The 26,191-nt window shown below is 74.5% G+C and carries 20 protein-coding genes and 4 tRNA genes; 20 read left to right on the plus strand and 4 right to left on the minus strand.

Going from position 1 to position 26,191, the window contains the following annotated elements:
• The first annotated feature begins 3 nt into the window (after positions 1 to 3).
• From mrdA to J0910_RS10160, 11 genes are all read left to right on the plus strand, one after another.
• A complete protein-coding gene (mrdA, locus tag J0910_RS10110; protein ID WP_420161940.1) occupies positions 4 to 2,151 on the plus strand; it encodes a penicillin-binding protein 2 in 2,148 nt (715 codons plus the stop codon).
• A 48-nt stretch (positions 2,152 to 2,199) separates the two neighbouring features.
• On the plus strand, positions 2,200 to 3,372 hold the full coding sequence (gene rodA, locus J0910_RS10115) for a rod shape-determining protein RodA (RefSeq protein ID WP_420158266.1): 1,173 nt from the start codon (positions 2,200 to 2,202) through the stop codon (positions 3,370 to 3,372).
• A gap of 102 nt (positions 3,373 to 3,474) precedes the next feature.
• Positions 3,475 to 5,424, plus strand: coding sequence for a TIGR03960 family B12-binding radical SAM protein (locus J0910_RS10120; protein ID WP_420158267.1), 1,950 nt, complete (start codon positions 3,475 to 3,477; stop codon positions 5,422 to 5,424).
• Positions 5,425 to 5,870: 446 nt separating this feature from the next.
• Positions 5,871 to 6,806, plus strand: coding sequence for a TIGR03936 family radical SAM-associated protein (locus J0910_RS10125; protein ID WP_420158268.1), 936 nt, complete (start codon positions 5,871 to 5,873; stop codon positions 6,804 to 6,806).
• A 124-nt stretch (positions 6,807 to 6,930) separates the two neighbouring features.
• On the plus strand, positions 6,931 to 10,227 hold the full coding sequence (locus tag J0910_RS10130; RefSeq protein WP_420158269.1) for an Rne/Rng family ribonuclease: 3,297 nt from the start codon (positions 6,931 to 6,933) through the stop codon (positions 10,225 to 10,227).
• 245 nt (positions 10,228 to 10,472) lie between these two features.
• Complete coding sequence (gene rplU / locus J0910_RS10135; protein ID WP_420161941.1) at positions 10,473 to 10,784, plus strand: 50S ribosomal protein L21; 312 nt, start codon at positions 10,473 to 10,475, stop codon at positions 10,782 to 10,784.
• 14 nt (positions 10,785 to 10,798) lie between these two features.
• Complete coding sequence (gene rpmA, locus J0910_RS10140) at positions 10,799 to 11,059, plus strand: 50S ribosomal protein L27 (RefSeq protein ID WP_017594386.1); 261 nt, start codon at positions 10,799 to 10,801, stop codon at positions 11,057 to 11,059.
• Between the two features lie 115 nt (positions 11,060 to 11,174).
• Complete coding sequence (obgE, locus tag J0910_RS10145) at positions 11,175 to 12,539, plus strand: GTPase ObgE (protein ID WP_420158270.1); 1,365 nt, start codon at positions 11,175 to 11,177, stop codon at positions 12,537 to 12,539.
• 93 nt (positions 12,540 to 12,632) lie between these two features.
• A complete protein-coding gene (gene proB, locus J0910_RS10150) occupies positions 12,633 to 13,817 on the plus strand; it encodes a glutamate 5-kinase (RefSeq protein WP_420158271.1) in 1,185 nt (394 codons plus the stop codon).
• Positions 13,818 to 13,905: 88 nt separating this feature from the next.
• Positions 13,906 to 15,162 carry a glutamate-5-semialdehyde dehydrogenase gene (locus J0910_RS10155; RefSeq protein ID WP_420158272.1) on the plus strand — a complete coding sequence of 419 codons (1,257 nt, stop codon included), beginning with the start codon at positions 13,906 to 13,908 and terminating at the stop codon, positions 15,160 to 15,162.
• A gap of 173 nt (positions 15,163 to 15,335) precedes the next feature.
• Positions 15,336 to 16,154, plus strand: a complete 819-nt coding sequence (locus tag J0910_RS10160) for an SAM-dependent methyltransferase (RefSeq protein ID WP_420158273.1) — start codon at positions 15,336 to 15,338, stop codon at positions 16,152 to 16,154.
• A gap of 84 nt (positions 16,155 to 16,238) precedes the next feature.
• On the opposite strand, the gene J0910_RS10165 is transcribed toward J0910_RS10160, so the two are convergent.
• Positions 16,239 to 17,294: a M48 family metallopeptidase gene (locus tag J0910_RS10165; protein WP_420158274.1), complete on the minus strand. Its 1,056-nt coding sequence runs from the start codon at positions 17,292 to 17,294 to the stop codon at positions 16,239 to 16,241.
• A gap of 240 nt (positions 17,295 to 17,534) precedes the next feature.
• Here J0910_RS10165 and nadD point away from each other — a divergent pair, with 240 nt between their 5' ends.
• The 4 genes from nadD to J0910_RS10185 all read left to right on the plus strand — a co-directional run bounded on the left by nadD (position 17,535) and on the right by J0910_RS10185 (position 19,418).
• Complete coding sequence (gene nadD / locus J0910_RS10170) at positions 17,535 to 18,143, plus strand: nicotinate-nucleotide adenylyltransferase (protein ID WP_221332499.1); 609 nt, start codon at positions 17,535 to 17,537, stop codon at positions 18,141 to 18,143.
• Positions 18,140 to 18,541 (plus strand): ribosome silencing factor, encoded by a 402-nt coding sequence (gene rsfS, locus J0910_RS10175; protein WP_017594379.1) that lies wholly within the window; start codon positions 18,140 to 18,142, stop codon positions 18,539 to 18,541. The genes nadD and rsfS overlap by 4 nt, the downstream gene beginning before the upstream one ends.
• A 97-nt stretch (positions 18,542 to 18,638) precedes the next feature.
• Complete coding sequence (locus tag J0910_RS10180; protein WP_420158275.1) at positions 18,639 to 19,259, plus strand: histidine phosphatase family protein; 621 nt, start codon at positions 18,639 to 18,641, stop codon at positions 19,257 to 19,259.
• Between the two features lie 86 nt (positions 19,260 to 19,345).
• Positions 19,346 to 19,418: transfer RNA gene (locus J0910_RS10185), tRNA-Ala, on the plus strand.
• A 208-nt stretch (positions 19,419 to 19,626) separates the two neighbouring features.
• Here the strand turns inward: J0910_RS10185 and J0910_RS10190 are convergent.
• On the minus strand, positions 19,627 to 19,920 hold the full coding sequence (locus J0910_RS10190; RefSeq protein WP_017594377.1) for a GroES family chaperonin: 294 nt from the start codon (positions 19,918 to 19,920) through the stop codon (positions 19,627 to 19,629).
• Positions 19,921 to 20,072: 152 nt separating this feature from the next.
• Here J0910_RS10190 and J0910_RS10195 point away from each other — a divergent pair.
• From J0910_RS10195 to J0910_RS10205, 3 genes are all read left to right on the plus strand, one after another.
• A tRNA-Ala gene (locus J0910_RS10195) sits at positions 20,073 to 20,145 on the plus strand.
• Between the two features lie 189 nt (positions 20,146 to 20,334).
• Positions 20,335 to 20,407 (plus strand) — tRNA-Ala (locus tag J0910_RS10200).
• 198 nt (positions 20,408 to 20,605) lie between these two features.
• Positions 20,606 to 20,678 (plus strand) — tRNA-Ala (locus J0910_RS10205).
• A 79-nt stretch (positions 20,679 to 20,757) separates the two neighbouring features.
• Here the strand turns inward: J0910_RS10205 and J0910_RS10210 are convergent.
• Positions 20,758 to 21,633, minus strand: a complete 876-nt coding sequence (locus J0910_RS10210; protein WP_420158276.1) for an alpha/beta fold hydrolase — start codon at positions 21,631 to 21,633, stop codon at positions 20,758 to 20,760.
• Positions 21,634 to 22,052: 419 nt separating this feature from the next.
• Positions 22,053 to 23,819: an ABC transporter ATP-binding protein gene (locus J0910_RS10215; RefSeq protein WP_420161942.1), complete on the minus strand. Its 1,767-nt coding sequence runs from the start codon at positions 23,817 to 23,819 to the stop codon at positions 22,053 to 22,055.
• 132 nt (positions 23,820 to 23,951) lie between these two features.
• On the opposite strand from J0910_RS10215, the gene J0910_RS10220 reads away from it, so the two are divergent.
• Both J0910_RS10220 and J0910_RS10225 read left to right on the plus strand, forming a co-directional pair.
• A complete protein-coding gene (locus J0910_RS10220; protein WP_420158277.1) occupies positions 23,952 to 24,581 on the plus strand; it encodes a TetR/AcrR family transcriptional regulator in 630 nt (209 codons plus the stop codon).
• 230 nt (positions 24,582 to 24,811) lie between these two features.
• Positions 24,812 to 26,086, plus strand: a complete 1,275-nt coding sequence (locus J0910_RS10225; protein ID WP_420158278.1) for a hypothetical protein — start codon at positions 24,812 to 24,814, stop codon at positions 26,084 to 26,086.
• The last annotated feature ends 105 nt before the right edge of the window (positions 26,087 to 26,191 follow it).

Genomic DNA, 26,191 nt, shown 5'->3' on the forward strand with positions numbered 1-26,191 from the left:
CCGATGCCGGGGGAGCGCACCACCGGGCGGGCGGGGATGATCGCCGCCCAGGTCCTGGTGCTCTCCCTGCTCGCGGTGCTGACGGTCCGGCTGTGGTACCTGCAGGTGCCGATGGGCGACCACTACGCCGAACTGGCCGCCTCCAACCGGACCCAGGACCTGATCGTGCCGGCCACCCGCGGGCTGATCGTGGACGCGGCCGGGCGGCCGATGGTCGGCAACCGGGTCGAGCTGGTCGTCTCGGCCGACTTCCACGCCCTGCGCAAGCGGGACGACGGCGGCGCGGAGATCCTGGCGCGCGTCGCCGAGGTGGTCGGCGAGCCCCTGGAGGAGCTGCAGAAGCGGATGCGGCTGTGCGGCCCTGACGTGAGCCGGCCGTGCTGGCCGGGCTCGCCCTACCAGCCGGTCACCCTGGCCGAGGGGGTGGAGCCGCAGGAGGCGCTGCAGATCCTGGAGCGCCGCGAGGACTTCCCCGGCATCTCCGCGCAGCAGCTCGCCGTGCGCGACTACCCGCAGGGGGCCAGCGGCGCCCAGGTCCTGGGCTACCTGCAACCGGTCACCCAGGAGGAGCTGGAGGCCCGCGAGGAGCTGCGCGCCCAGTTCAGCGGGGTGGACCAGGTGGGCCGGGACGGCCTGGAGGCGGTCTACGACGACCGGCTGCGCGGCACCGCCGGGGTGCGCACCCTGGCGGTGAACAACCGGGGCGAGGTGACCGGCGTGGTCCGGGAGCAGGCCCCCGATCCCGGCATGCACCTGGTGACCCACCTGGACGAGCGGGTCCAGGAGATCACCGAGAAGGCGCTGGCCGCCGGCATCAAGAGGGCCAGGTCCTCCGGGAAGCCGACCGAGTCCGGGGCGGCCGTGGTGCTGGACGTGCGCAACGGCGGCGTGGTGGCGATGGCCAGCCTGCCCAGCTACGACCCGTCGGTATGGAACGGCGGCATCGACCAGGAGACCTTCGACGAGCTGCTCAGCGAGAAGGCCGGCAACCCGCTGACCTCCCGGGTGACCCAGGGCCAGTACCCGCCGGCCTCCACCTTCAAGGTCTCCTCGCTGGCCGCGGGGGTGGCCGGCGGGGCCGACCTGAAGGGCACCTACGCCTGCCCCTCCTCGATCAGCGTCGGCAACCGCTCCTTCGAGAACTACGAGGGCACCACGCACGGCTCGCTCAGCCTGCACCGGGCCATCGTGGTCTCCTGCAACACCGTCTTCTACCAGCTCGCCTACGACCAGTGGAAGGCCGACGGGGGCTCCGCCCCGACCGAGGGGACGGCCGACGTGTTCCGGAAGACCGCTGAGGGCTTCGGCTTCGGCGAGCCCACCGGGATCGACCTGCCGCACGAGGCCGCCGGGCGGATCCCCAGCCGGGAGTGGAAGAAGGAGCTGTGGGACGCGACCAAGGACGAGAGCTGCAAGCGGGCCAAGGAGGGCTACCCCGACGTCGAGGACCCGCAGCGCGCCTCCTATCTGCGCTCGGTGGCCAAGGAGAACTGCACCGACGGCTACCGGTGGCGGGCCGGTGACGCGGTGAACTTCTCCATCGGCCAGGGCGACGTCCTGGTCACCCCGCTGCAGCTGGCCCGGGCCTACGCGGCCATCGCCAACGGCGGCACGCTCTGGGAGCCCCGGGTCGGCAAGGCCCTGGTCTCCCCGGACGGCGGGGAGGTGCAGCGGATCGAGCCGGAGAAGGCGGGCGAGCTGCAGATCCCCGACGAGGTCCTGTCCTACCTGCGGTCGGCGCTGACCGAGGTGCCCAAGTCCGGTACGGCCGCGGGGGCGTTCAACGGGTTCCCGCAGGACGAGGTCTCCATCGCCGGCAAGACCGGTTCCGCCTCGGCGCTGGGCAGCGAGTCCTCGGCCTGGTTCGCCTCCTACGCGCCGGCCGACGATCCGCGGCTGGCCGTGGTGGTCCTGGTCCCGAAGGGCGGCACCGGCGGCGAGACCTCCGCGCCGATCGCCCGGGAGATCTACGACGGGATCTACGGCTTCACGAAGAAGGAGGACGAGGCCGCGGAGGGCGCCGAGGAGGGCGAGGAGGAGAAGGAGGAGCCCGAGCGGCGCGAGCCCGCGCTGCCCGGCGGCGAACCCCGCTCCGAGCTGCCGGAGATCCGCCCGGACGGCTCCTTCGACCACCCGGGCGCGGACGCCTGAGCCCGGCCCCGACCCGACGACGATCCAGCGACCCGAGGACGGTCCGCCTTGAGCATCGGAAACCAACCCCGGCCCAGGTCCTCCGGCGAGCGCGCGGCCCGCGCCATCGCGGGGGCGCTGCCCCGCCGGGTGGACGGGCCGCTGGTGGGCGCGGTCGCGGCGCTCATCGCGATCGGCACCGTGCTGCTGGCCGCCGCCACCTACACACCCGGCGACCCGGCCGAGCAGCTGCACTACGTGGAGCGGCACCTGCTCTACGCGGCCGTCGGCGCGCTGTGCTGCGCGGGGCTGACCGCGCTGGACCACCGGACGGTCCGGGCCTACGCGCCGATCGTCTTCGCGGTCTGCTCCATCGGCCTGGTGCTGGTGCTCACCCCGCTCGGCGCGGTGATCAACGGGACCCGGTCCTGGCTGGTCATCGGCGGCCTGCAGCTGCAGCCGGTGGAGCCGGCCAAGCTGGGCCTGGTGATGATGGTGGCGGTGCTGCTGGGCGAGCCGCGGGACGGCGAGCACGCGCCCACCTCCCGCGACGTGCTGTTCAGCCTGGCGGTGCTGGCGGTGCCCACGGTGCTGGTGATGCTCCAGCCCGACCTGGGGTCGCTGCTGGTCATCGGGGCGAGCTACCTGGGCATGCTGGCGCTGTCCGGGGCGCCGCTGCGCTGGATCGCCGGGCTGGCCGCGTGCGGCGCGGGCGCCCTGGTCGCGGTCTGGTCGCTGGGCCTGCTCAAGGCCTACCAGCTGGCCCGGCTGACCAGTTTCGTCGACCCGTCGTCCGACCCGCTGGGCCGCGGCTACAACGCCAACCAGGCGATGATCGCGGTGGGCTCCGGCGGGTTCACCGGGACCGGGCTGTTCCAGGGCGAGCAGACCAGCGGCCGGTTCGTGCCCGAGCAGCACACCGACTTCATCTTCACCGTGGCCGGGGAGGAGCTGGGCTTCCTCGGCAGCACGCTGATCATCGCGCTGATCGGCGTGGTGCTCTGGCGGATCCTGCGGATCGCCTCGCTCTGCGCCCAGCCCTACGCCCGGCTGCTCTGCACCGGCGTGGCCTCCTGGTTCGCCTTCCAGAGCTTCATCAACATCGGGATGACCATCGGCATCACCCCGATCACCGGCATCCCGCTGCCGTTCGTCTCCTACGGCGGCACCGCCACCATCGCCAACCTCGCCGCGGTCGGCATGGTGCTGGGCATCGGTGCCCGGGACCGGGGCCGGAGCTGAGCGGCGGGCGCCCCGGCCCTCTAACCTGGACCGACAGGACTCGGCGCGGCCGCGCCGGGAGCGCCGGCGCGGCCCGCCGCCCCATCTCGAGGAGTGGGCCCGATGGTCGTCAACGCAGGTGAGAGCCTCTTCCCGCGGCTGGAGGAACTGCTGCCGCGGGTGCGCAAACCGGTCCAGTACGTGGGCGGTGAGCTGAACTCGGTCGTGCGGGAGTGGGACGCCGCCGAGGTGCGGTGGGCGCTGATGTATCCCGACGCCTACGAGGTGGGCGTGCCCAACCAGGGGATCCAGATCCTCTACGAGATCCTCAACGAGCGGGAGGGGGTGCTGGCCGAGCGGACGTACGCGGTCGGCACCGACCTGGAGGCGCTGATGCGCGAGCACGGCGTCCCGCAGTTCACCGTGGACGCGCACCGCCCGGTCGGCGGGTTCGACCTGCTCGGGGTGAGCTTCGCCAGCGAGATGGGCTACACCAACCTGCTCACCGCCCTGGACCTGGCCGGCATCCCGCTGCACGCGGCCGACCGGGGCGGGGACCACCCCGTGGTGCTGGCCGGCGGGCACGCCGCGTTCAACCCGGAGCCGGTCGCCGACTTCCTGGACGCCGCGGTGCTCGGCGACGGGGAGGAGGTCGCGCTGGCCGTCACCGAGGTGGTGCGGGAGTGGAAGCGGGAGGGGCGGCCCGGCGGCCGGGACGGCCTGCTGGAGCGGCTGGCCGCCGGCGGCGGGGTGTACGTGCCGCGCTTCTACGACGTGGACTACCTGCCCGACGGGCGGATCGGCGGCTACCGCCCGAACCGGCCGGGCGTGCCGTGGCGGGTGCACAAGCACACCGTGATGGACCTGGACCGGTGGCCCTACCCGAAGCGGCCGATCGTGCCGATCGCGGAGTCGGTGCACGAGCGCTACAGCGTGGAGATCTTCCGGGGCTGCACCCGCGGCTGCCGCTTCTGCCAGGCGGGCATGATCACCCGGCCGGTGCGCGAGCGGAGCGGCGCGGCGGTGCGGGACATGGTGGAGCAGGGGGTGCGGGCCTCCGGCTTCCAGGAGGTCGGCCTGCTCTCGCTGTCCAGCGCCGACCACAGCGAGATCGGCTCGATCACCAAGACCCTGGCCGACCGGTACGAGGGCACCGGCACCGGGCTGTCGCTCCCCTCCACCCGGGTGGACGCGTTCAACATCGAGCTGGCCGGCGAGCTCGCCCGCTCCGGCCGCCGCTCCGGCCTGACCTTCGCCCCGGAGGGCGGCAGCGAGCGGATGCGCCGGGTGATCAACAAGATGGTCACCGAGCAGGATCTGATCCGCACCGTCACCGCCGCCTACGCCGCCGGCTGGCGGCAGGTCAAGCTGTACTTCATGTGCGGCCTGCCCACCGAGGAGGACGAGGACGTGCTGGCCATCGCCGACCTGGCCAGGGAGGTGGTGCGGACCGGCCGCGAGGCCTCCGGCCGGACCGACGTCCGGTGCACCGTCTCCATCGGCGGGTTCGTGCCCAAGCCGCACACCCCGTTCCAGTGGGCCGCGCAGGCCCCGGCCGAGGTGGTCGACGCCCGGCTGCGCCGGCTGCGCGACGCGCTCCGCGCGGACAAGCGCTTCGGCCGGGCGATCGGGCTGCGCTACCACGAGGGCGCCCCGTCGGTCATCGAAGGGCTGCTCTCCCGGGGCGACCGCCGGGTCGGCGCGGTCGTCGAGCGGGTCTGGCGGGACGGCGGCCGCTTCGACGGGTGGAGCGAGCACTTCGACCGCGAGCGCTGGCACCGCTGCGCCGCGGAGGCGTTCGCCGGCGGCCCGGTCGACCTGGACTGGTTCACGGTGCGCGAGCGCGCCGAGGACGAGGTGCTGCCCTGGGACCACCTGGACGCGGGCCTGGACCGGGACTGGCTCTGGCAGGACTGGCAGGACGCCCGGCACGGCGAGGAGTCCGTCGAGGTCGACGACTGCAGGTGGAACCCCTGCTACGACTGCGGCGTCTGCCCGAGCACCGGTGCCGAGATCCAGATCGGAGTGGGGCCGCAGGACCGCTCGAAGCTGCTGCCGCTGTCGGTGCGCTGACCGGGGCGCGCCGGGCCGCTGAGGAGATGGGGTTCGCCCGGGTGCTCGACGCGGCCGGAGGGCGGCGGAGCGGGCCCGATCGGGCCGGGCTGAAGGGGTATGGCCCGGCGCCCCGCTCGCGCCGGGCCATACGTGCAGTAGGACGGACGTGGTCACCGAATGGTTTGCACGATCGGCGAAAAAACTCGAAGAAAATTTGAGGCCGCTCGAAACACCAGGTCGGAGGGGGTCTGGCGGGGAGGGGGCGGTGCGGTGGCCGGGGCGTTGTCCGTACCGGTCGGGATGGAACGTCGCCGCCGGGCTTTTCAACGGGGCGCACCGGGGGAAGAGCAACCACGTGCGAGACGCATGGAACCGGCCGACGGGCGAGATCTCCCTTACGTCGGGTGATCGGCCGACACGGCCGGGTCGGTGGCGCGCGCCCCCCGCCGCGGGCCGTAGGCTGAATGGGACGTGAATTCCCCAGGTGGGTGTGTCGTGCAGGAATCGGCCGCCCGCTCGGGGAGTTGGACAGGAAAGGAGTACCGCTGCCCCCGGTACCTCAGGGCGAGGCTCCGCCCTCCGACGAACGGACCGGCCACCGGATCCGCGTCCGCTACCGCAAGAGCGGCCGGATGCGGTTCGCCAGCCACCGCGACATCGCGCGCGTGCTGGAGCGGGCCGTGCGGAGGGCGGGGGTGCCCGTTGCCTACTCGGCCGGGTTCTCCCCGCACCCGAAGATCTCCTACGCGGGCGCGGCTCCGACCGGAGTCGCGAGCGAGGCGGAGTACTTCGAGATGGTGCTGGCCGAACCGGCCGGCGTCGAGCAGGTACAGGTCGGCCTCGGCGCGGCGCTGCCCGAAGGGCTGGACGTCGCGGAGGCCGTACAGGCGGGCACCGGCGGCTTGGCGGACCGCCTGGAAGCATCGGAGTGGAGAGTGGAACTGCCCGGCGTCGCCCCCGAAGACGCCGAGCGGGCCGCGGCCGCGTTCCTGGCGGCCGACGGTGTGGAGGTCGAGCGGCTCACCAAGAAGGGCCGCCGGCGCTTCGACGCCCGCGGTGCCGTCGTCCGGCTCGAGCCGGCGCGGCGCACCGGAGCAACGGGACGAGAAGCGACATATGCCATACTTCGAATGGTCATACGGCACACCACACCCGCCGTACGACCGGACGATGTAATGACCGGCCTTCGTCAAGCGGCCGGCCTGGCGCCGCCGTCATCACCGGTGATGACCCGGCTGGCGCAGGGGCCGCTGGACGAGGAGTCCGGCGTGGTCGCCGATCCGCTCGGAGCGGATCGAAAGGCCGACCCGCCCGGACGCGCGGAGTGGACTCCGCGGCCGTCCCCGCCCGCGGAGGGCGCGCACGCGCCGCCCTCGACGGGGGACGCGGGCGAACGATGACGACTTTGCCCGGAGGTGTGCGAACACCACCGGCGCCGAAACAGCGACGACAGTCCTCGCGAGCGGCGGCAGAGGCTCGGTGAGCCGAGGCCGCGCCCGAGGGCTCTGACGGGAGACCGCCCGGATGCTCGAGAACGAGCCCAACGGCGGTGCCGACGGCACCGCGGGTACAACTGAAACGACGGAGACCGCAGAGGACCGGAAGCAGGGCCGGACGACCGTCACGGTCGCCCAGCCCCAGCAGGACTTCGAGGTCAAGGTGAGCGCCCCGGTGAAGCGCGCCAAGGGAGCGGTGCGCGCGGCCGGGCCGCCGCCCGAGCCCGAGCCGGCGGCGCGGGCCTCCTCGGCCCCGCTGACCGCCCCGGCGGGCAGGGTGGAGCCGGAGACCGCGGTCGCGGTGAACACGCCGCGCAAGGGCGCCGCCGGACGGCGCGCGTCCGCCCCCGCGGCGGAGCCCGCCGAGGCCCCGGCCGAAGCGGCGGCCGCACCGGAGGAGGAGAAGGCCCCGGCGAAGGGCCGGGCCTCCCGGACCCGCACCCGGGCGAGCCGGAAGAAGGAGCAGGAGGCCGCGGAGCCCGCGGCCGGGCCGGCCGCCGAGGCGGAGCCCGCCGAGGAGGAGCGGCGCCCGCGCACCCGCGCCCGCGGCTCCCGCAAGGCCGAGGCGCCCGCCGCCGGCACCGCCTTCCAGGCGCCCCCGGCCGCGGAGCCGGAGGAGGCCGCCGACCCCTCCGCCCTCTCCTTCCAGGCGCCCATGGTCCTCTTCCAGCCCCCGGTCGCACCGCCGGCCGGGGCCGACGGGACCGCGGATCAGACCGCAGAGGAGGCCCCCGAGGAGGAGGCCGAAGAGGCCGAGGCCGCCGACGCCGAGGCGGCGGAGGGCGATGAGGACCGCCCCGGCCGCCGCCGGCGCCGCCGCGGCGGGCGCGGGCGCGGCAGGTCCCGCACGGCCGAGGAGGAGGCCGAGGAGCAGTCCGCCGAAGACGGCCGGGAGGCCGCCGACGAGGGCGGCGAGCAGTCCGCCGCAGGGGGCGGCGACGGTGCCGAGCAGGCGGACTCCGCCGACGGCTCGGCCTCCGGGAGCCGCCGCCGGCGCCGCCGGCGCCGCCGCTCCGGATCCGACTCCGCCGGGGACGAGCCCCCCGGCAAGGACGACCCGCCCAACACCGTGGTGAAGGTGCGCGAGCCGCGCGCCGAGAAGCCGATCGAGGACGAGGTCCAGTCGGTCCGCGGCTCCACCCGGCTGGAGGCGAAGAAGCAGCGCCGCCGCGAGGGCCGCGAGCAGGGCCGCCGGCGCACCCCGATCATCACCGAGTCGGAGTTCCTGGCCCGCCGCGAGTCGGTCAAGCGCGACCTGGTGATCCGGCGCATCGGCGACCGGACCCAGATCGGCGTGCTCGAGGACGACGTCCTGGTCGAGCACTACGTCGACCGCTCCACCCACCGCTCCTACGTCGGCAACGTCTACCTGGGCCGGGTGCAGAACGTGCTCCCGTCCATGGAGGCCGCCTTCGTGGACATCGGCAAGGGCCGCAACGCGGTGCTCTACGCCGGCGAGGTGAACTGGGACGCCTCCGGGCTGGAGGGCCAGCCCAAGCGGATCGAGTCGGTGCTCAAGTCCGGCCAGTCGGTCCTGGTCCAGGTGACCAAGGACCCGATCGGGCACAAGGGCGCCCGGCTCACCAGCCAGATCAGCCTCCCCGGCCGGTACCTGGTCTACGTGCCGGACGGCTCGATGACCGGAATCAGCCGCAAGCTCCCGGACAAGGAGCGGGCCCGGCTCAAGCAGATCCTGAAGAAGGTCATGCCGGCCAACGCCGGGGTGATCGTGCGCACCGCGGCGGAGGGCGCCAGCGAGGAGGAGCTCGAGCGCGACATCTCGCGCCTGGCCGCGCAGTGGGAGTCGATCAAGCGCAAGTCGAAGTCGGCGACCGCTCCCGCGCTGCTCAACAGCGAGCCGGACCTGACCGTCAAGGTCGTCCGGGACGTGTTCAACGAGGACTTCACCAGCCTGGTCGTCTCCGGCGACGAGGCCTGGGACACGGTGCACGACTACGTCGACTACGTGGCCCCGCAGCTCTCCGAGCGGCTGACCAGGTGGGACGGCGAGCGGGACATCTTCGAGGCGTACCGGATCGACGAGCAGATCTCCAAGGGCCTGGAGCGCAAGGTCTGGCTGCCCAGCGGCGGCTCGCTGATCATCGACCGCACCGAGGCGATGACCGTGGTCGACGTGAACACCGGAAAGTTCACCGGCCAGGGCGGCAACCTCGAGGAGACGGTCACCAAGAACAACCTCGAGGCGGCCGAGGAGATCGTCCGCCAGCTGCGGCTGCGCGACATCGGCGGCATCATCGTGATCGACTTCATCGACATGGTGCTGGAGAGCAACCGGGACCTGGTCCTCCGCCGCCTGCTGGAGTGCCTCTCCCGGGACCGCACCAAGCACCAGGTGGCCGAGGTCACCTCGCTGGGCCTGGTGCAGATGACCCGCAAGCGGGTCGGCCAGGGGCTGCTGGAGGCGTTCTCGCACAGCTGCGAGCAGTGCAACGGGCGCGGCCTGATCCTCTCCCCCGAGCCGGTGGAGGGCAAGGGCTCCGGCGGCCAGTCCGGCTCCGGCCGGAAGAAGAAGGGCAAGGGCGGCTCCGCCGAGGACGCCAAGGCCAAGGACGAGAAGGCCAAGGACGACAAGGCCAAGGATTCCGCCAAGGAGGAGAAGGGCGGCAAGGCCGCCGCCCGGGCGGAGGAGGCCGAGGAGCCGGCCGGGGCCGGGGAGCCCGCCAAGGCCGAGGACGGCGCCAAGGAGGGCAGGTCCAAGGCCTCCGCGAAGAAGGGCGGCCGGTCCAGGAAGGCCAAGGCTGAGGCCGAGCCCGCCGAGGCCGCGGCGGCCGGGGAGAAGCCCGCGGAGGCGGCGTCCGAGGCCCCCGGGGCCCCGGCCGAGCAGCCGGCCGAGGCAGGCGCGCCCCGGAAGCGGACCCGCAAGGCCAAGGAGCCCGCCGCGGAGGCGCCCGAGGCCGCGCAGGCCGGGCCCGCCGCCGAGCAGGAGGACGCGGCCGGGGAGAGCACCGGGGAGCCGGCGGCCGAGGCCGCTCCGAAGCGCACCCGGGCGGCGAAGAAGACCACCGCGCGCAGCCGGACCCGCAAGGCGGCCGGTGCGACCGCGGACACCGGCGCCGAGCAGGCCGCCGAGGGGTCCGGGGAGCCGCGCGCGGAGGAGGCTGCCGCGGCGCCCGGCGGCGCCGCGGAGGCGGCCCCCGCCCCGGCGGCGGACGGCGCGGAGCGGTCCGCGGCCGCCGAGCCGGCCGGCGGGGAGCAGGACGAGGGCGCCGAGGGCGGAGCCGAGCGGCCCCGCCGCCGGCGCACCCGGCGGACGGCCAAGTCGGCGGGCACCGCCCCCGACTCGGCCCCCGTCGAGGCCGGTTGACGGACCCGGCCGGACCGGGGAGCCCCCTGGTCCGGCCGGGACCGCGGCGTGTCCGCCGCCGAGCGGCGGATGGTAATCTATGGGTCGGTGCGTCGGCGCGCCCCAATCGTTCGCGCGCCCGAGACCCGACTTCGATTCCCATGCCCCCGCTACGGGCCCTGATGGGTAACGAGCTGCGGTCAAAAGCAGCGCATTTCACCCCCGCTTCGGCGGGGATGGTCCACGAGCAGGAAGAGAGTTCCCCGGTGTACGCGATCGTGCGAGCGGGCGGCCGACAGGAGAAGGTGTCTGTCGATGACGTCTTGAACATCGACAGGGTCTCCGACGAGGCCGGTTCGACGGTGACGTGGGAGCCGCTGCTTGTCGTCGACGACGGCAAGGTCATCAGCGAGGCCACCGAGCTGAACGGGTACCAGGTCACCGCCGAGGTCATCGGCGAGACCAAGGGCCCCAAGATCAACATGCTGAAGTACAAGAACAAGACCGGTTACAAGAAGCGCCTGGGTCACCGCCAGAAGTACACCCGCGTGCGCGTCACCGGTATCGCTGCGAAGTAGAGGAGGGGCTCGAGATGGCACACAAGAAGGGCGCATCGTCCAGCCGTAACGGGCGCGACTCCAACGCCAAGCGGCTCGGGGTCAAGCGCTTCGGCGGCCAGTCCGTCAAGGCCGGCGAGATCCTGATCCGCCAGCGCGGCACCCGCTTCCACCCGGGCGACAACGTCGGCCGCGGTGGCGACGACACCCTGTTCGCGCTCGTCGCGGGCAAGGTCGAGTTCGGCAACCGGCGCGGCCGCAAGGCCGTCAACATCGTCCCGGTCCCCGCGGAGTAGCGCGCCCGGACGATCACGCTTCACCGCAGGGCGGGCCAGGCCGACTGGCCCGCCCTGCGTGCTCCGGAGGGGCGGCCGCCCCTCCGGGCCAGTCAGGACACGGGGAGAAGAGCAGATGCCCGATTTCGTCGACGAAGCGGTCTTGCACGTCAAGGCCGGTGACGGCGGGCACGGTTGTGCCTCCATCCACCGTGAGAAGTTCAAGCCGCTGGGCGGCCCGGACGGGGCCAACGGCGGCCGGGGCGGCGACATCGTCCTGGAGGTCGACCCCGGCAGCGCCACCCTGCTGGAGTACCAGCGCCGGCCGCACCGCAAGGCGGGCAACGGCGCGCCCGGCAAGGGCGGGAACCGGGCCGGGGCCAACGGCGAGACCCTGGTGCTGCCGGTCCCGGACGGGACCGTCGTCACCACCCTGGACGGCGAGCCGGTCGCCGACCTGGTCGGCGCCGGGACCCGGCTGGTCCTGGTCGAGGGCGGCGCGGGCGGCCTGGGCAACGCGGCGCTCGCCTCGCCCAAGCGCAAGGCGCCCGGCTTCGCGCTCAAGGGCGAGGAGGGGGCCTCCGCCGACGTCCGGCTGGAGATCAAGACCATCGCCGACGTCGGCCTGCTCGGGTTCCCCAGCGCCGGCAAGTCCTCGCTGATCGCGGCGCTCTCCGCGGCCCGGCCCAAGATCGCCGACTACCCGTTCACCACGCTGGTGCCCAACCTCGGCGTGGTCGAGGCGGGCACCGTGCAGTACGTGGTCGCCGACGTGCCCGGCCTGATCCCCGGCGCGAGCTCGGGCAAGGGCCTCGGCCTGGCCTTCCTCCGGCACATCGAGCGCTGCTCCATGCTGCTGCACGTGCTCGACTGCGCCACCTACGAGAAGGACCGCGACCCGGTCAGCGACCTGGACGCCCTCGAGGCCGAGCTGGCCGCCTACGGCGAGCTCACCGACGTCGACCTCTCCGACCGCCCGCGCATGGTCGTGCTGAACAAGATCGACGTGCCCGAGGCGCGCGAGCTGGCCGAGATGGTCCGCCCGATGCTGGAGGAGCGCGGCCTGAAGGTCTTCGAGATCTCCGCGGCCAGTCGCGAGGGGCTGCGCGCCCTGTCGTACGCGATGGGCGAGGAGGTCGCCCGGGCCCGCGCCGCCCGGCCCGCACCGGAGCCGACCCGGGTGGTGCTGCGCCCGCGCGAGATCGGCGACGCCTCCTTCGAGGTGGTCAAGGTCGGCGAGAACGCCTTCCGGGTGAGCGGCGCCAAGCCCGCCCGCTGGGTGCGCCAGACCGACTTCTCCAACGAGGAGGCCGTCGGCTACCTGAGCGAGCGCCTCGACCGCCTCGGCATCGAGGACGCGCTGCGCAAGGCCGGCGCCACCGAGGGCGCCGAGGTCTACATCGGCACCGAGGAGGACTCCGTGGTCTTCGACTGGGCCCCCGACCTCGACGCCTCGGTCCCGCCGACCGGCCCGCGCGGCACCGACGACCGGCTGGCCTGACGTCGCGCGGGGTACCCGCCGCCCCCGTCCCGGGGCGGCGGCGTTCGGAGGCTCAGCCGTCCGGGATCCGAGGCAGATGGGAAGTCGTGCACCGTGCACGGAACAGGTACGACGCAGGCAGGGACGAGCGGGCAGGGCGGCGCGGAGGCCGAGCGCGCCCGGCTGGCGACCGCGCGCAGGGTCGTGGTCAAGGTGGGGTCGTCCTCGCTGACCACCCCTGACGGGCACATCGACCGGGAGCGCATCGCGGCCCTCACCGACGTGCTGGCGCGGCGCCGCTCGGCCGGGACCGAACTGGTCCTGGTCTCCTCCGGGGCGGTCGCCGCGGGCATGTCCCCGCTGGGGCTGCCGTCCCGCCCCAAGGACCTGGCCACCCAGCAGGCGGCGGCCAGCGTCGGACAGGGCCTGCTGGTCGCCCGCTACACCGCGGCGTTCGCCGGGCACGGGCTGACCGCCGCCCAGGTGCTGCTCACCGTCGAGGACATGATGCGCCGGGTGCAGTACCGCAACGCCCAGCGCACCCTGCGGCGGCTGCTGGACATGGGCGCGGTGCCCATCGTGAACGAGAACGACACCGTCGCCACGCACGAGATCCGCTTCGGCGACAACGACCGGCTCGCCGCCCTCGTCGCCCACCTGCTCCGCGCCGACGCGCTGCTCCTCCTCTCCGACGTCGACGCGCTCTACGACGGCGACCCGTCCCGCCCCGGCACCCGGCGCATCCCGTGGGTGCCCGCGGTGCGCGGGCTCACCGGCGTCGACGTCGGCGGCGCCGGGCGGCGCGGGGTGGGCACCGGGGGCATGGCGACCAAGCTGGAGTCGGCCCGGATCGCCACCGAGGCGGGGGTGCCGACGGTGCTCGCCGCGGCGGCCGACGCCGGGGCGGCGCTGGCCGGGGAGGGGGTCGGCACCCTGTTCACCGCGAGCACCGGGCGCAGGCCGTCGGCCCGCCAGCTGTGGCTGGCGCACGCCACCGCCGGGCGCGGCAGCGTGGTGCTGGACCCCGGCGCGGTCCGCGCGGTCGCCGCGGAGCACGCCTCGCTGCTCCCGGCCGGCGTGGTCAAGGTCGAGGGCGAGTTCAGCGCCGGCGACCCGGTCGACCTGTGCGACGAGGACGGCCGGACCATCGCCCGCGGCCTGGTGAACTACGACGCCGCGGAGATCCCCGAGCTGATGGGCCGGTCCACCCGCTGGCTCGCCCGGGAGCTGGGCCCGGAGTACGAGCGGGAGATCGTGCACCGCGACGACCTGGTCGTGCTGGACGGCGAACGCCCCTGACCCGGCCCGGGGCTCCGCCCCGGGCCGCCACCGCATCCGAACACGGTAGGACCCCCAGGAAACGACTGCGCAGAACGGATGGAACGCCATGAGTGACACCGAGCGCGAGGTGCACGCCGCCGCACGGCGGGCCAAGGAGGCGGCGGCCGAGCTCGCCCCGCTCGGCCGGGAGGCCAAGGACGCGGCGCTGCACGCGGTGGCCGACGCCCTGGTCGCCGAAGCCGCCTCCATCGTCGAGGCCAACGCCGAGGACGTGGAGCGGGCCCGGCGGTCGGGCGAGCCCGGCGCGATGGTCGACCGGCTCACCCTGACCGAGGAGCGGGTCGCCGCGATCGCCGACGCGGTGCGCGAGGTCGCCGAGCTGCCGGACCCGGTGGGCGAGGTGGTCCGCGGCTCGGTGCTGCCCAACGGGCTGGAGCTGACCCAGATCCGGGTTCCGATGGGCGTCATCGGCATCATCTACGAGGGCCGGCCCAACGTCACCGCGGACGCCGCCGTGCTCTGCCTGAAGAGCGGGAACGCGGCGCTGCTCCGCGGCTCCTCCTCCGCCTACTCCTCCAACACCCGGATCGTCGAGGTGATCCGCGGGGCGCTGGAGAAGACCGGCGTCCCGGCCGACGCGGTGCAGCTGGTCCCCGGGGCCGGCCGGGACTCCGCGCAGGCGCTGATGCGCGCCCGCGGGCTGGTCGACGTGCTCATCCCGCGCGGCGGCGGGTCGCTCATCCAGGCGGTGGTGCGCGAGTCCACCGTCCCGGTGATCGAGACCGGCGAGGGCAACTGCCACGTCTACGTCGACGAGCACGCCGACCTGGACAAGGCCCTGGCGATCGCGCTGAACGCCAAGACGCAGCGCTGCTCGGTGTGCAACGCCGCGGAGACCGCCCTGGTGCACCGGGCGGTGGCCGGCCGCTTCCTGCCGCGGTTCCTCTCCGCCCTGGCGGACCTGGGCGTCACCGTGCACGGCGACGACGCGGTACTGGCCCACGACGACCGGGTGGTCCCGGCGACCGAGGCGGACTGGAGCACCGAGTACCTGGCCATGGACATCGCGGTCAAGGTGGTGGACTCGCTGGACGAGGCGGTCGCGCACATCCGCGAGTACTCCACCTCGCACACCGAGGCGATCGTCACCGACTCGCAGTCGGCGGCCCGCCGGTTCGTCTCCCGGGTCGACTCGGCCGCGGTCATGGTCAACGCCTCCACCCGGTTCACCGACGGCGGCGAGTTCGGCTTCGGCGCGGAGATCGGCATCTCCACCCAGAAGCTGCACGCCCGCGGCCCGATGGGGCTGCGCGAGATGACCTCGACCAAGTACGTGGTCACCGGCGACGGCCACGTGCGCTAGACCGCCGGAGGGGCCCGCGAAGGCCCCGGGCACCGCGGCCCCCCTCGGCGCGCCGAGGGGGGCCGCGCCGTCGGGACCCCGGTCCCGAAGGGCCCCGGGGGTGTCCCGGGAGACGGGCCGGAAACGCTAGGATGCCGCTGCCACAGGCGTTCTCGCACCCTCAGGAGCCCCCCATGACCGATGACAGGACCTCGGCCCCGCCGACCTCGGTGTTCGACCAGGGCGTGCCGACGGCCGCCCGGGTCTACGACGTGATGCTCGACGGCAAGGACAACTACGCCATCGACCGCGAGGTGGCCCGGGCCAGCCTGGAGGTGATGCCCGAGCTGAAGGAGATCGCCCTGCACAACCGGGCGATCCTGCACCGGGTGGTGCGCACCCTGGCCGCGCAGGAGGGGGTGGACCAGTTCCTGGACCTGGGGTCGGGCCTGCCGACGGCGCGCAACACCCACGAGGTCGCGCTGGAGGCGAACCCGGACGCCCGGGTGGTCTACGTGGACATCGACCCGCTGGTCTCCGCGCACGGGCACGCGATCCTGGCGGACAACCCCAACACCCGGGTGGTCACCGCGGACCTCCGCGACCCGCGCAGCGTGCTGGACCACGCCGAGGTGCGGAAGACGATCGACCTCGACCGGCCGGTCTGCGTGATGCTCTGCGGGATCCTCCACCACATCCTGGACGAGGAGGACCCGAACGGGATCGTCGCCGCGCTGCGCGAGGCGGTGGCGCCGGGCTCCTTCTTCTTCATCACCAACTTCACCCGGCTCGGCGACGCCCCGGAGAGCCAGGAGCTGGAGCGGGTGCTGCTCAGCCAGCTCGGCACCGGCCGGGTGCGCACGGTCGAGGAGCTGCAGGCCTACTTCGACGGGCTGGAGATGCTCCCGCCCGGGATGGTGCCGCTGCCGCTGTGGCGGCCGGACGGCATCGTCGCGGACAGCACCTCGGTGGCGGCCCGCTTCATGACCGGCGGGGTCGCGCGCAAGGCGTGACGCGCAAGGGGCGAGAGGCGACGGCGCGCCCGCGCCGGCGCCCCGGGAGCGGCCGGGGTGCCCGCGCGGGCGCGCCGCGGCGGTTCAGGAGCCGTTCTGCCCGCCGTCCCCGGAGCGGCCGGCGTTCTTCCACCGCTCGGCGACGGTGTCGAAGATCTTGCCGCCGGCGCTGGCGGCGTTGCCCGCCACGTCGCGCACCATGCCCACCAGCGGGTCGGCGGAGCGCTCCCAGGACTCCTTGTAGGAGCTGGCCGCGCTGCGCGCCTCCTCGCTCACCGAGGCGTCCCGGTCGGTGGAGCGCCGCGGGTAGTCGCCGTTGACGATCCGCCGGTAGGAGCCGTCCTCGATCCAGCGGTGCAGCTCGGCCATCCGCACCACGGCGAACGGGTGGGTGGTGCCCATCAGGCTGAGCAGCTTGATCAGGCTGTCCCGGGCGTCGCCGCCCCGGTCGTACTCGCGGGCCTGCTCCAGGAAGGCGTCCGGGTTCATCTCCGCGAGCCGGGAGCCGCCGGCGATCTTCATCAGGGCGCGCTTGGCGGCGTCGGGGTTCTGCGAGGCCAGCACGCCGGCCCGGTCGCAGGAGAGCTCCGACTTGCGGTACCACTCCTCCAGGGCGGCGACGATCGCGCGCAGCCCGATGTAGCCCAGCGGGATCCAGGCGACCCGGGCGGCCAGCTGGATCAGGGCCAGCAGCATGGTGCGGTAGACGGCGTGGCCGGAGAGGATGTGCCCCACCTCGTGGCCGACGACGAACCGCTGCTCCTCGGCGTCGAGCAGGTCGAACAGGCCGGTGGTCATCACGATGAACGGCCGCTGGCTGCCGATGGCCATCGCGTTGGGCCGGGGGTCCATCTGGATGTAGAGCTCGGGGACCTCGTCCAGGTCGAGCACGTAGGCGGCGTCCCGGACGTAGTCGTACACCTCGGGGAACTGGCGCTCGCTGACCCGGACCGAGCCGGAGAGGAACATCAGCCGCAGGGCGCGTTCGTTGAACAGGCCGGAGAGGCGCTTGAACACCTCGTCGAAGCCGCGCAGCGAGCGCAGCGCCACCAGGGCGCCGCGGTCGGCCGGGTGCTCATAGGCGCGCGAGGAGATTTCGGTGAGTCGGACGCGGGCACGGTCTGGTGTGTTGGTGGCCATATCGGCATGCTATGCGCCGCTCCCCGGGGCACGCCACGATTTCGGGCGACGAGATATGACGTGAATTTCGCACCGGCCGCGCACCGTTCCGGAACGGCCGGGGGCGCCGCGCGCCCGCGGGTCGGCTACGCTCGGCTCCAGCTGGAGGAAGCGGTGGAAAAGGAGTGGCAGGTGACGAAGGACGCGACGGTGGCGGACGCTCCGCGCGGGCCCCGGGCGCCGGCCCGGCGCGTGGGGGTCATGGGCGGCACGTTCGACCCGATCCACCACGGGCACCTGGTCGCGGCCAGTGAGGTCGCCCACCTCTACCACCTGGACGAGGTGCTGTTCGTACCGACCGGGCAGCCCTACCAGAAGGACCTCAGCAAGGTCGCGCCGGCCGAGGACCGCTACCTGATGACGGTCATCGCCACCGCGGAGAACCCGCAGTTCCGGGTGAGCCGGGTGGAGATCGACCGGGACGGCCCCACCTACACCATCGACACCCTGCGCGAACTCAGGAAGGCCTACGGGCCCGAGGTGAAGCTCTTCTTCATCACCGGGGCCGACGCACTGGGCGCTATCCTGAGCTGGCAGAACGTGGACGAACTCTTCGAACTCGCGCACTTCGTGGGCTGCAACCGCCCCGGGCACCGGCTGACCGACTCCGGGCTGCCCGACGGCAAGGTCAGCCTGGTGGAGATCCCGGCCCTGGCGATCTCCTCCACGGAGTGCCGGGAGCGGGTGCGCAAGGGCGAACCGATCTGGTACCTCGTCCCCGACGGCATCGTCCGCTACATCAACAAGACCGGGCTCTACCTCGACGATCAGCCGGGGCAGCGCCCTGGGGAGGCAGCTTCTTCATCGTGACCGCCACCGACCGGGCCCTGGAGCTCGTCAACATCGCCGCCGAAGCGGCATCGGACAAACTGGCCGAGGAGATCGTCGCCTACGACGTCAGCGACCAGCTGGTCATCACCGACGCCTTCGTGCTCTGCTCGGCCCCCAGCGACCGGCAGGTGCGCTCCATCGTCGACGAGGTGGAGGACCGCCTCCGGGACGGCGCCGGGATCAAGCCGGTGCGCCGCGAGGGCGAGCGCGACGGCCGCTGGGTGCTCCTCGACTACGCCGAGATCGTCGTGCACATCCAGCACGAGGAGGAGCGCGGGCACTACGGCCTGGAGCGGCTGTGGAAGGACTGCCCCGTCATCCCGCTGCCGGAGAGCGCGCGGGGCCGCGACCGCAGCGCGGCCGAGAACGGAAACTGACCCCGGGCCGGGGCGCCGGGGGCGGGGGACCGCGCCCGGGCCGCGCCCCGGAACCGCCCCCCGCCCCCTGTTCCCCACCCGGACCGGAGCCGACCACATGACCCGCCGCGTCATCTGCTGGCGCCATGGCCAGACCCAGTGGAACCTCGAGAAGCGGTTCCAGGGGCAGACCGACATCCCGCTGGACGAGACCGGCCACGGTCAGGCGCGCCGCGCCGCCCGGCTGCTCGCCTCGCTGCGCCCGGACGCGATCGTCTGCTCGGACCTGCGCCGCGCCGCCGACACCGCCGGCTACCTGGCCGCGGAGACCGGGCTGGTCCCGGAGGTCGACAAGGGGCTGCGCGAGCGCCACGGCGGCTCCTGGGAGGGGCTGACCCGGGAGGAGATCCGGAGGCGCTGGCCGGAGGAGAACGCCCGGATGGCGATCCCCGACGGCGAGCCGATCCTGGACGTCGGCGAGCGGGTGCACGACGCGATCCGGCGCGGGCTGGCCCGGGTCCCCGAGGGCGGCCTGCTGGTGGCGGTCGGCCACGGCGCGGCGCTGCGGGCCGGCATCAACCGGATGATCGGCCTGCCCGAGGAGATGCGCCAGGCGCTCGGCCCGCTGGGCAACTGCTCCTGGTCGCTGCTGGGCCCGCTGCACTCCGGCGGCTGGCGGCTGCTCGAGCACAACGCCTCCAGCCTGCCCGAGGACCGCATCCTCGGCGACGACCGCTGATCCCGCCGTTTCGACGGAACGGCGGGATTCCGCTATCCTTCCTGGAGTCGGCGGGACGGCGGAGACCGGCCCACCGGCCCGGATACGGGGCTATGGCGCAGTTGGTAGCGCGCCTCCATGGCATGGAGGAGGTCTGGGGTTCGAATCCCCATAGCTCCACAGCGGAAGGAGCGCCCGGCGGCGGGGAAACCCGCCTCCGGGCGCTCCTTCGTATGCCCCTGTCCGCATGCGCCTGTTCATATAGGCCTGTTCATGTGGGCCCGCGCGCACCCGGCCCCGGGCGGGCGCCCCGGAAAGGCGGCGGCGCGCCGGACCGCGGCGGCCGCCCGCCCGCCGTGCGGCGGGGGAGGGGCGGCCGCCGGCGGCCCTACAGGTAGAGGCCGGTTCCGTGCTCGGTGGCCTCGTTGGCCACGGCGTGCACGTCCCGTTCGCGCAGCACCAGGTAGCGCTCCGAGTGGAGCTCCACCTCGAACGCGTCCTCGGGGTTGAACAGCACCCGGTCACCGGAGGCGACGTGGCGGGCGCTGGTGCCCGCGCCGCAGACCTCGCCCCATACGAGGCGGGTCGCCATCTTCACGGTGTCCGGGATGACCAGTCCGCCGCTGCTGCGCCGCTCGCCCTTCTCCGGGAGCTCGCGCAGGAGGAGGCGGTCGTGGAGCATCTGGATCTCAAGCTTCGTTTCGGACACCCTGCAAGATTAATCCGTTTCCGGGGCGCTCCGCTCGGCCCGGCCCCGAGGCCGGGCCTGCCCGAGCAGTCCCGGACATCCGGTAGAGTCGAGGGGTCGCCGGGCGGAACGCCCGGAGCGGACACGGGGCTATGGCGCAGTTGGTAGCGCGCCTCCATGGCATGGAGGAGGTCTGGGGTTCGAATCCCCATAGCTCCACCCGGTTTCCAGAAGAGCGATGACGGCCCCGCCCGGAGGCGGGGCCTTATTCGTGTTCCCGCTTCCCGGAGCGGACGCCCTCCGGGGCGCCCCGGCGCTTCCGGCGCCCCCGGGGCGGCGGCCGGTCACAGCGGTCCCGCAGGTCCGATAGAATCGTCAGTGCTCCTCCGGGGAACCGGAGATGAACGCGGGGCTATGGCGCAGTTGGTAGCGCGCCTCCATGGCATGGAGGAGGTCTGGGGTTCGAATCCCCATAGCTCCACACCGCACGAGGCGGGCCGCCGGCATCGGGCCGGGGCCCGCCTTCGTCGTTCCCGGAGCCGGCCGGCTCCGGGTCGGCGTCGCCGTGACCACCGCAGAGGACCGGGTCTCCGCGGACCGGTGCGCCTCCTCACCTCCACCCGCCCCGGAAAACCGGCTTTTCCACCGCCGGCATCCGCTACCATGGAGTCACATCTGAGGGGCTATGGCGCAGTTGGTAGCGCGCCTCCATGGCATGGAGGAGGTCTGGGGTTCGAATCCCCATAGCTCCACACCGCACGAGGCGGGCCACCGGTATCCGACCGGGGCCCGCCTTCGTCGTTCCCGGCCCCCGGCCCCGGCAGGCCCGGATCAGTCCAGGCCGGCGAGGAACCCCCGCACCTCGGTGAGGAAGCGGTCGTGCGCCTCCAGTTGGGCCCAGTGGCCGCACCGCGAGGCCAGGACGACCCGGGCGCCGGGCATCCGGGCGGCGGCCAGCCGGGAGTCGCGCGGCGGGATCAGCGGGTCCAGGTCGCCGTGGAAGAACAGGGTGGGCACCCGGATGCGGTGCACCTCGGGGAGGACGTCGTTGCGCATCCAGCGGCGCCCCACGATGGCCTGGCCGTACCGCAGGTAGCCCAGTTGGCCGCCGGGCCGGGTGCTCTCCCGGCGGAACTCCGCCGCCGCCTCCGGCGGGAGCACCGACGGGTCGTGCAGCACGCGGCGGAGCGCGGTTCCGGTGAACCGCCCGGCCAGTCGGGCCGCGGGCAGCAGGACGGGGTCGGGGAGCCGGAGCAGCGCCCACAGCGCGGCCTGCATCCAGGGGCGGGAGAGCCCGGCGGAGAGCCCCGCCGGGGCGATCGGGATCAGGGCGCGGACCCGGTCGGGGTGGCGGAGGGCGAGGTTGAGCGCGACGTCCCCGCCCATCGACACCCCGGCCACCACGGCCCGCTCCTCGCCGAGGACGGTCATCAGCCGCGCGGTGAAGTCGGCCATCGGCGCCGGGCCGCCGAGCGGGGCGATGCCCGAGGTGGAGCCGGAGCCGGGCAGGTCGGGGGCGATCAGCCGGAAGGCGGTGCCCAGCGGCTCGAACACCCGGTACCAGGAGATCGAGGCGTTGTCGCAGCCGCCGCCGTGCAGCAGCAGGACGGCCGGGCCGGATTCGGCGGGGCTGCGCAGCACCCGGACCCGTCCGCCGTCGAGCGCGGCGGTCTCCGGGCGGGCGCCGGGCGGGACGAGAGGCGGCACGGTCGGCTCCGGGATCGGTGCTCGCGCCCCGCGCGGTCCCGTGGCTCGCGGCGGGCCCGCCTGAGCGGGGCTCCAGGAGGTCCATGGTAGCGCCGCCGCGCTGGACGGCCGAGGTCCCCGAAGCCGCCCGCACGCCTCCGACCTGCGCGTATCGCGCCCGAGGCCGCCTCCCCCGACGCCGTCCCGTCGGGGCGGAGGGCCGTCCCGCCCTCCGGTGGGAGAGAGGCGGACGACCGGCGTCCGAGCGCGGTTCCGGGGGTCGGTCCGCGCACACCGACCGCCTTCAGTCCCCTTCCCAGGGCCCGGTTCCCCGTTCGGGGCAGGGACTCCGGGGCCGCAGGTCCGGTTCGCGTGCCGCACCGGCCGGCCTCCCGCCGCTCCGCGCCCGGCGGGGGCGCCGCGCGCTTCCGGTGCCCGGGTCAGCCGCGGGCGGGGGCGTTCTCCTCCTCGGCGATGTGCAGGGCCGCGACCAGGTCCCGGTAGAGCTCGTCGGAGCGGAGCAGCTCGGTGTGGGTGCCCTGGGCGCGGACCCGGCCGGCCTCCAGCACCACGATCCGGTCGGCGCTGATGACGGTGGAGAGCCGGTGGGCGATGGTCACCACCGCCGCGCGGTCGGCGTGCCGGCGCACGCTGCGGGTGACGGCCGCCTCGGTGATCGCGTCGATCTGGGCGGTCGCCTCGTCGAGCAGCAGTACGTCGGGGGCGTGCAGCAGGGCGCGGGCGAGCGCGATCCGCTGCCGCTGGCCGCCGGAGAGCGAGTCGGAGCCCAGCGGGGTGTCCAGCCCCTCCTCCAGCGCGTCGACCTTGTCGGCCAGCCTGACCTCGGCGAGCACCCGCCGGATCTCCTCATCGCCGGCGTCGGGCCGGCTGAACAGCAGGTTCTCCCGGATGGTCCCGGGCAGCACCGGGGTGTCCTGCTCGACATAGGCGAACCTGCCGCGCACCTCGCCGGGGGTGAGGCCGGAGTAGGGGGCGCCGTCCAGGTAGAGCCGCCCCTCCTCGGGCTCGACGAAGCGCAGCAGCAGGGAGAGCACCGTCGTCTTGCCGGCGCCGGAGGGGCCGACGATCGCGGTGTGCCCCCGGGCCGGGACGGCGAGGTCGACCCCGCGCAGCGCGGGCTCGGACCCGGGGGCGTACCGGGCGGTGACCCCGCGCAGCTCCAGCAGCGCCCGGTCCGGTCCGCCCCCGGCGGGGCCGCCCGGCCGCGCCGCGGCCTCCGGGGCGTCCCCGGAGCCGGTGCCGGGCTCGGCCCCGGGCTCCGGCGGCAGCGCCTCGGTCTCCCGGATGCGCTTGGCCGCGGCCACCCCGGCCTGCAGCGCGGTCACGCTCTGGGAGAGCTCGGTGACCGGGCCGAGCAGGGTGAACGCGTACAGCAGGAAGGCGACCAGGGTGGACACCTCGATGCCGCCGGTGGTGATCCGCAGCGCGCCCACCCCGAGGATCGCGATGATCGCCAGCTGGATCCCGGTGCCCGCGATGGTCCAGGCGACCGCCTCGTGCCGGACCGAGCTGATCCCGTGCCGGGCCGCCGCCTCGGCGTCCTCGCCGATCCGGTCGGTGATCCGCCGCTCGGCGCGGGCCGCCTTCACCGTGCGGATCGCCCGCAGCGAGCCGTCCAGCAGGCCGCCCATCCGGCCGAGCGCCTCCTGGGCCCGCTCCTGGGCGCGGGCGATCGCCGGCATCAGGGTCAGGAACAGCACCGCCACCACGGCCACCGCGGCCGCGGTCACGCCGAACAGCGGCAGGTCCAGCACGGCCATCATGACGAGCGTCCCGGCCAGCAGCGCGCCGCTGCTGACCAGGTCCACCACGCCGGCGGAGGCCGCCTCGCGGAGCAGCACCGTGTCGGAGGTGACCCGGGTGACCAGCTCGCCGGTGCTGCGCCGGGTCAGCGGGACCAGCGAGGCGCGGAAGTAGCGCCGGACCAGCGAGCCGCGGGCGTCCAGGACGACCCGCTCGGCGAGGGTGCCGAGCAGGATCCAGTGCCACATGCCCACCGCGCCGCCGACCACCAGCAGCCCGAGCAGCAGCAGGATCGGGGTGCGCAGGCCGGCGTCGGCGGAGAGGTTGTCCAGCAGCAGCTTGGTCACCATCGGGGTGGCCAGCTCCAGGGCGGAGCCGACCAGGGCGAGCCCCAGGCCCAGCAGCACGGTCCGCCGGTGCGGGCGGAGGAAGGACCAGAGCAGCCGCAGGTTGGGGAAGCGCCCGGGCGGATGGGACGGGTCGGTACGTGTCGGGACTGAAGCGGTCATGTTCGAAATTAGGTCATGAGTGCCCGATTATTGTCAAGCGATTACCGACGGGGCTACCATGCGCCCATGGTGAAACGGGCTCCGGCGGAGGAAGAGACGAGGACGCGGGCGCGGACCCGCCGGGCGATCCTGGAGGCGGCGGTGAGCGTGCTCGCCGAGCGCTCCGCGGCGCCGCTCTCCGATGTCGCCCGGGCGGCCGGGGTGGCCCGCAGCACGCTGCAGCGCTACTTCCCGGAGCGCTCCGACCTGATGGCCGCCCTGGGCGACCACGCCGACGAGGTCCTCCGGGAGGCCACCGAGCGGGCGCGCCCCGCCGAGGGGACCGGGGCCGAGGCGTTCGTGCGCCTGGCGGCCGAGTACTTCCCGCTGCGCGACGCCATCATGCTGGCCTGGGGGAGCGGCGAGGACATCGAGGACCTGGCGTGGGCCGAGGAGCCGGGGGAGTACGACCGGGCCCTCTACGCGCTGGTCGAGCGGGGCCACGCGGACGGGAGCATGGACCGGCGGATCGGCCCGCTCTGGGCGCAGCAGCTGCTCTGGGGGCACCTCTACTCCGGCTGGGCCTACTGCCACCAGGCCTCGGTCCCCCGGCACGAGGCGCTCAACCTCTGCCTGTACTCGCTGGTCAAGTCGGTCTGCGCGGGCGACCCGGCCGCGGCCGCCGCGGGCCTGGTCCCGCTCCCCGCCGAGCACTGACCGCCGGCCGGGGCCGGCCCGCCGCGCCGGGAACGGCCGGATGTGGCCGATAGCGGCCGATCGGGAACCCGGCGGATCCGGGTAGGCATACCGGCCGTTTCTCCAGGGAGGTTCGGAGAAGGGCGGACCGCCGCGCGCCCGCCGCCCCCTCCGCGGAGGCAGGGGCGGACTACCGGGAGTGCCGGGCGGAGGGTAGATTCGTTTCGTCACCGACAGAGCCGAGGACGACCGTGACACCGAGTTCCCCCACCCGGTTCCGTCCCATCGTGCGCGCCTTGGCGGCGATCGGCTGCGCGGGCGCCCTGGCGTCCGCCGCCCCGGCCGCCGCGGACGCGGCGGGCTCCGCATCCCCCGGAGCCGGCGCGGAACACGCCGCAACGGCCAGGATCGCCGCCGTCGAATGGTGCGGCATGGGCACCATCGGCGAGGTCGAGACCGACCACGGCGGCGGCCCGGCCGCCGCGCACTGGGACGGCGCGAACGACGGCGCCGAGGGCGACCGGCACTTCCGGTCCGCGCCCGAGCGCGCCTACAGCAGGGTCTCCGCCGACGGCGCCGCGCTGAACGCCCGCGCCTCGATCACCGACGCGCACCTCGACCCCGCCTGCGCCCTGCTGCCCGCCGCCGGCGGCGGCGAACCGGCCCAGCGGCTGGCCGAGGCCTTCGGCGCCGAGGACCTGGCCTCGGTCGAGGCGGTCGAGTCCCGGGCCCGGTGGACCGAGGAGCGCGGCGCGGCGGCCGATCTGGAGGTCCGCGGCCTGGAGGTGCTCGGCGAGCCGATCGACCTCGAAGCGGCCGAGGGCGGCGCGGTCGAGCGGACCTTCACCGCCGAGGGCCCCGCGGGCCCGGTCCGGGTGGACCTCACCGCGCGGGCCTCGGAGCACGGCCTGCCGGAGGGCGGCGAGACCGCCACCGCGGCCTGGGCCGGCCTCACCCTGCAGTTCGACGTCGCCGCGGCCGGCGGCGCGGAGCAGGGGGAGGCGGCGGACGTCAGCGGCACCTACCGGGTCGACCTGGCCGGGACGGGCGTGCACGGCGGCCGGGTGCTGACCGAGCCCTCCCCGCCCGAGGACGGGGGCGGGGGGACCGAACCCAGCCCGCGGCCGGCCCCCGGCCCCGAGCACGCCCCGCGGACGGAGCCCTCGCCGGAGGAGACCGGCGGCGGGGACCGCGGCGGGGAGCGGCCCGGGGAGGAGCCCGGGACCGAGGGCCCCGGCGGTACCGGCGACCGCTCCACCGAGCCGGGCGGCGGCACCGGTTCCACCGGGCCGGGCGGCGGCGCCTCTCCGAGCCCCTCATCGGGACCGCAGAGCCCGACCGGGACGCCCGGCACGGACGGCCTCGCCCTGGACCCCGACGCGTCGACCGGCGGTGGCGGCGGCAGGCTGCCGGTCACCGGCCAGGCCCTGATCGGGATGGCCGCCACCGGCCTGGCCTCGCTCGCGGCCGGCGCCGCCGCGCTCTACCTGGGCCGCTCCCGCTCCTCGGCCTCCGGAGACGACTGACCCCGCCCCGCCGCCCCTGACCGGCGGCCCCCACCGTTGATCTTGGACTCATCGACCGGTCCCGGTCTGCGGGCCCGCACCGGCGAGCGGTCCTCGACCGGTCGA

It is taken from the genome of Nocardiopsis oceanisediminis, assembly GCF_048595525.1.
In the GTDB taxonomy this organism is placed as follows: Bacteria; Actinomycetota; Actinomycetes; order Streptosporangiales; family Streptosporangiaceae; genus Nocardiopsis_A; species Nocardiopsis_A oceanisediminis.